At 56.6% G+C, this 5,971-nt stretch carries 4 protein-coding genes; 1 reads left to right on the top strand and 3 read right to left on the bottom strand.

Features of this window, described 5'->3' with window-relative positions:
- Positions 1-283 precede the first annotated feature (283 nt).
- Complete coding sequence (locus K7W03_RS26390) at positions 284-457, bottom strand: DUF6771 family protein (RefSeq protein ID WP_169575794.1); 174 nt, start codon at positions 455-457, stop codon at positions 284-286.
- Between the two features lie 536 nt (positions 458-993).
- Here K7W03_RS26390 and K7W03_RS26385 point away from each other — a divergent pair.
- Entirely contained in the window at positions 994-2,214 is a 1,221-nt protein-coding gene (locus K7W03_RS26385; protein WP_066562932.1) for a cytochrome P450, read from the top strand.
- 111 nt (positions 2,215-2,325) lie between these two features.
- Here the strand turns inward: K7W03_RS26385 and K7W03_RS26380 are convergent, their stop codons facing one another.
- Both K7W03_RS26380 and K7W03_RS26375 read right to left on the bottom strand, forming a co-directional pair.
- Complete coding sequence (locus K7W03_RS26380; RefSeq protein ID WP_222887865.1) at positions 2,326-3,168, bottom strand: NAD(P)-dependent oxidoreductase; 843 nt, start codon at positions 3,166-3,168, stop codon at positions 2,326-2,328.
- Positions 3,169-3,297: 129 nt separating this feature from the next.
- Entirely contained in the window at positions 3,298-5,757 is a 2,460-nt protein-coding gene (locus K7W03_RS26375; protein ID WP_222887862.1) for a TonB-dependent receptor, read from the bottom strand.
- Positions 5,758-5,971 lie beyond the last annotated feature (214 nt).

Raw genomic sequence — 5,971 nt, 5'->3', positions numbered from 1 at the left:
ACGATCGCTCGCCCTGATCCTTAAGCGACCCGTGCAACAGGCCCGGGTGCGGCAGAGGAAACGGCATTACGAATAAACCGGGCTAAACGAATGATCGCCCGCTCTCCATCGATCCGCAGCAGAAAGCGTCGCTGCTGAGCGCATTCGACCTGCAAAGCCACCGCCGATCTTGCTGCGACTGGGTGAAACGGGAATAAGAGCAGTGCAGCCATAACGGAGCAGAGAAATTGCCTGGAACCGACCACTACTCGCACCTTTCATGGCTTCGAAATAGCGTGTCGCCTTAATCCCCAGACGTTTCAGGGGTGCCATTCGCCAATGCATCCGTAATCATGGCTGCCAAGGTTTCTTCTGCTCGACTGCGTACGCCGACGTCCTTGGAAAGCAGGTCGCTGCGCACCCATTGTGGCGCACGCTCGACCACGCGCAATATTATCGCCTGTGTCTGATCGCCCATTTCCTACGCCTATGGCCGCATGGCGTGCTTGACGCAACAAGGCATTACTATTCAAACCAAAAGACATCCGCAAATCTGCGATCGCCTCGGCCCTTATCGCCGAAAGCTGCTGACCACAGGCTCCCACTCATTTTATCCAGCGCGCCCGCAAGGACCGCGTCTGTCGAGATATTATAGCCCATAAGAACGAATCAGTGGCCCGTGCGAGAGTTAGCTCGATGCCAAGCTGCGCCGTACAGAGGATAACATCCATGACGAGCTTTACGCTGTGACCACTCCAACCGGTAGCCAGCTTTTTTGGCGCTTTCGAGACAGCCTGTCATGCTGAAATATATTGTCGCGATTTACGGCTTATCGGGCACAATCTATGATCTGCGTGAGGCAGCAACGACGTTTCCCAGTTTGCATTGCCCACTTTGTCTCGTGAGAGATACTGAGGCAAAGGTGACATTGGAGAAAATGGTACCGTTAGCTCTATATTGAAAATAATCTGATGAAATAATATATATTCAGTTATAATCAAAGAGGTAAATTCAATGTCAAATTGCGACTATGATCTCATTCCTCCCCATGTCGCCGAAGAAGCGGCAATATCCCTTCGACTATTCGATCGTGTCACAATTTCGGAATGTCCGCAGGAAACCCTTATTCCCCAAATACATGAAACTTTAGGTCCTATTACTTGGGTAACCAATATCTTTATGGCTCATCAAGGGGGCTGGCTGCTGACCCGCATGGAGGACATACAGACAATTTTGCGGGATGGAGAGAATTTCACAAAGCGTGGGATGGGCAAGTTCGCGCAATCCATTGGCGAAGACTGGCTGGTCATCCCTACCGAGACAGACCCGCCCGCTCACGGGCAGTATCGCGAAGCGCTCAATCCCTATTTCGCGCCCCAACGCATGGCCGCGATGCGCGACAATCTGCACGAGCGTGCCATCACGCTGATCAACAGCTTCAAGGATCGCGGCCATTGCGATTTCGTGCATGAATTTTCCGAAAAATTTCCGATTTACATCGTGCTCGATTTACTCGGCTTGCCTCAAGAAAGATTGGAGGAGTTCCTTCAATGGGAGAAGGAGATTCTGCACACCAAAACGCTGGAAGCCCGTGCGAGCGGCGTGCGTAAGGTAAAGGCCTATCTTGAAGAACAAATCGCCGACCGGCGCGCTAATCCGCGCGATGATTATATCAGTCGCATTTTCGACTATGAGATAGACGGCCGGAAATGGAATGATGCCGAAATTTTCGGCCATTGTTTCAACCTTTTTATCGGTGGACTCGACACGGTTACCTCGATGCTCGGCAATATCTTCACCTTTCTTGCCCGTTATCCGGACCGGCAGGAAGAACTGCGTGAAAATCCAGGCAAGATCGTGCTCGCCGTCGAGGAGTTTTTCCGCGCCTTCGCACCGGTCAGCGTTTTCCGGATCGCGGCGCGCGAAATGGAAATCCACGGGCAAAAGATCATGCCGGGCGATTATGTGGCGGTTTCTACGCCCGTCGCGGGACGCGATCCAAACTTCTACGACAATCCCAATGAAATCCGCTTCGATCGCCGTGGTCAGCATATTTCATTGGGCTATGGCATCCACAAATGCCTGGGCATGCACCTCGCACGACTGGAGCTTCAAACCGCCCTTGAGGAATTTCTCAAGGCGATCCCACCATTCCGTATCAAGGACGGCTTCGAGGTCGGCTATTTCGTCGGAAACATTCTTCATGTCCCCGAGCTTCATCTTCAGTGGGACTGAAAGTGAGATAGCGATCATTCAAAATGAATAAAACGCTGCCGGCTTCATGGCCGGCAGCGTTTTATTCATTGAACGAAAACTCTCTAAATTCGCGGCCGATTTTGGTAAAATCTAGCTCTCGCAGATTGCAAGCAGCGTCTTCTTGAGCAGCGTCTTGGTATGGCTGGTGATCGGCGATACCGCATCGGCGCCCGCCGCCAGTTCTTCAGCCAGCGCGAGGTCCTTTTCGCCGATGCCGGCTTGGCTGGCGAAGAAGGCACGCCGGGCTGCATCCCCCGGATTATTGCGGAAGTCGACGAAACCCGCCATCGGCGGGGTGAGATTGCCGTTGCGCTTCATCACGGTGAGCAGCTTGTCCATCGGCACGCCCGACGCCTCCGCCACATTGGCAACCTCTATACCCAACATGATGCCGCACCAGGAAACGAGGTTGTTGCAGATCTTGAGGGCCATTGCCGATCCGAGCGGACCGATATGCATCGTGTTCGTCGAAAAGGCGTTGAGCACCACCTGGACGCGGGCGGCGACGGATTCCTCGCCACCAGTCATGCAGAAGACGAAGGGACCGTCCTTGCTCATTTCGGTGCGCGTAACCGGAGCATCGATGACGTCGATACGCAGGGGGGCAGCGCGCTCGGCGATATGCTGCGCGGTCTTCGGCTTGATCGTGCTGTGGATGAGCAGGATCGCTCCCCGCTTCATCGCGGGCAGCAGTGCATCGACGCATTCCAGTACCTGCGTGTCGTCCCGCACGCAGATGCCGACGGCGTCGGCATCCTCGCCGACCTCCGCCATGGAAGCGGCGAGCTTCGCGCGGCCCTCGAATTTCGCCAGTGCCTCGGGAAACACGTCGTAAACGGTAAGGTCAAGCGGCAGTTTGGCAAGTTCCCGCGCCTGATCGCCGCCCATGCTGCCCAGACCGATGAAACCAATTTTCCTGATAGTATCTGTCATGAAATATCCCTCAGGCCTTCTCCAAGTTCGCGAATGAGGTAACCACTCCGAACGACCTTCGTAAATCCCAAACGGGGGCTGCATGAATGCCAAACCATTGCGGAAGCGCCAAAGCCGGTCGCTCCGGGACTAGCTTTTCGGTCCGAAACGAAAGGTCGCGCCGATACCCCACGTAAAGGGATCGCCGATATAATCGATCGCCGTGCCCAGTGTCGGCAACTGATCGGCGAAGGCACGGGTTACATATTTCTTTCCGCCAATATTGCGGCCAAAGATCGACAGCTCAAGATTGGGATCTTCGATCTGCAAGGCGATGCGCCCACTCAAAAGCCCATATCCCGGAATGCTATTGATCCGGTTGGCAATGGCAACCGCATCACGATAGGCTTGCGGACGCCGCGGATCGGCGGTGAACAGACCGAAATTCTGTTTGCCGATATAGGCGTAGTTTGCGTAGATCGAGAGTTCGCCAAATGGGGTCGGCACCTTCTGCGTGGCCGATATGCCGAACTGCTTCTTGGGCATTTGCGGCAGAGCCTCGCCGCTGCGATCGACCGAACAGCGGACCGAACCTGCGGCGGTGCCGGCGACGCAATCCGACACGTTGGCGCCGGCGACGGGAACGAACTGCTGCTGTTCGACGAAAGTGCCGGAGACATATTTGCCGTCGAGCAGGGCGAGATTGCCGGAGAGCAGCATCCCTTCCCAGGGAACGGCGCTTATTTCAAGTTCGCCGCCATAGACACGCGCATCGCCCGAGTTGCGGAGGAATTGCGTGGTTGCACAGGCAAGCGCGCCCGGTGGGGTGATGCAGTCGGAAGCATTGCGCTGAACGTCCGACTGCCAGGAATGGAAAGCGGCGGCATTGATGCGCAACCGGTTATCCAATGTGCTGAACTTGACGCCGAGTTCAACGTCCCTGACCTTCTCAGGCTTGAACGGCGGTGTCGCAGCCGAACCATTGCGCATATTGAAGCCGCCGGCCTTGGATGCGGCGCTCGTCTTTACATAAGCAAAAAGGCTGTCGGTGATTTCCACATCGATACCCGCCGTCCAGGCGGGGTAATTATATTTGACCGAACGTGGCAGGCTGCAAGGCGCAACGAAGTCGGGATTCGAGACCAGTTCGGGCGCGCAGGTGTTGGCGGCAAGGTTCGTTCTGTTCATCAGAACAACCTCACGCTTATCCCATGTCCAGCGGACGCCGCCGGTTAGACGGATCTTGTCGGTCAGACGGTAATAGCCCTGGCTGAACAGGCCGACCGAGACATTCTTCACTGTGCCGTAATTCAGGCCGAAACCGAAATTGGGTGCGGGGGCTGCGGGCGCAAACGACCCGAAGGTCTGCGATACGGACGATTCACGGCCGCTTTCCGTCGAATAATAGCCACCGAGAATATAGCTGAAGCGGTCGCCCAATTCCCCGGAGAACTGAAGTTCCTGCGAATATTGATCGGACTTGTAGGCGCTTTCGGCCGCCAGAATCTGGGCAGGAGTGCCATCGAGTTCGTTCAGGCCGATCGCGTTGCTGTAGCGATAGGCAGAGATCGATTTCACGGTGACGGAACCGATTTCGCCATCGATCGTGAGATTGCCGCCATAGGCTTCCAGCCTGTTATAGGCGTTTCGGCCGCCTGCGGTCAGAAAACCGTAATTGGACCCGACCGGCGGATTGGTGCTGAATGGAATGCCATAGGCATCGTACCAATGGGCTTTGTTGTGCAGATAGGGCGCGAGGGGGGTTGCGGCGTTGATGGCGCTGATCGCCGCGCTCGCGCCTGGATTGACCGCTGCAAAACCGACGAACTGGCCATGATCCTTGATGATATTATAATCGCCGCTGAGCGTGGCGGACCAGTTGCTGCCGGCGGGCGCCCAACGTAATTTGGCGCGGGCATAATGGCTGTTGCGGTCCTTGAGCTCGCTGTTCGAGGTCACATTCCGGGCATAGCCGTCGTGATCCACGAAATCATAGACGAAGCGCGCCGCCAGCTCCTCGCCCATCAATGGCACGTTGAGAACCGCGTCGACATTGCGATAATCATAGTTGCCGCCCTGAATGCGGAACTGCCCTTCAAAATCGCCCGTAGGATTGGCCGTGACGATGTTGAGCGCGCCGCCGGTGGTGTTGCGACCGAACAATGTGCCCTGAGGGCCACGCAGAACCTCGACCCGCTGCAGGTCGATGAGATCGGCCGAACCCTGCGAAGGACGCGGAATATAAACGCCGTCGCCATAGGTTGCGACGGAAGGATCGTTGGCGACGCCCGGATTCAATGCCGGCATGCCGCGGATGGAGATATAGACGAAGCCCGAACCGCCCGGGGCGCCGGTCGCGATCGACAGGCTCGGCGCGGTGCGCTGCAGGCCCGCCACATTGCCGACCTGCGCCTGTTTGATCATTTCGGTCGACAGTGCGGTGACGGCGACCGGCGTGGTCTGGATATTTTCTTCGGTCCGCCTGGCGGTGACCACAATGTCCTCGATTCCCACAGGTCCGGTCTGGTCCGCCGCCATTGCCGGCACGCTAGCCGCGAAAACCGACAAGCTCGCCAATGCGGTCGTCTGGAACCATTTACCTGAAGCCATTTCATCCCCTCCCTGAGCGTTGAATTCGGGCAGGATGCTTTTTCACCTCATGCCCATGCGACAGAGCGCTAACATCAGGAACGGGCGCGGAGAACCGGCTTGAGCGCCATGTCATGCCGGCGATCAAACTAGGTCGCGTTGACAAAATGCTTCAACCATAGCCTTGCGGCGGCGAGGTTAAGGAAGCTGAGGTAGGAAAGCGCGGTTTTCTCGA

This window comes from Sphingobium sp. PNB (assembly GCF_019873065.1).
GTDB lineage: Bacteria > Pseudomonadota > Alphaproteobacteria > Sphingomonadales > Sphingomonadaceae > Sphingobium > Sphingobium fuliginis.
This window is presented reverse-complemented; position numbering and strand designations above follow the sequence as displayed.

Excerpts from the sequence above, each read along its gene's own strand:
- K7W03_RS26390 (WP_169575794.1), bottom strand. The coding sequence starts at position 457 with ATGGGCGATCAGACACAGGCGATAATATTGCGCGTGGTCGAGCGTGCG.
- K7W03_RS26385 (WP_066562932.1), top strand. The coding sequence starts at position 994 with ATGTCAAATTGCGACTATGATCTCATTCCTCCCCATGTCGCCGAAGAA.
- K7W03_RS26380 (WP_222887865.1), bottom strand. The coding sequence starts at position 3,168 with ATGACAGATACTATCAGGAAAATTGGTTTCATCGGTCTGGGCAGCATG.
- K7W03_RS26375 (WP_222887862.1), bottom strand. The coding sequence starts at position 5,757 with ATGGCTTCAGGTAAATGGTTCCAGACGACCGCATTGGCGAGCTTGTCG.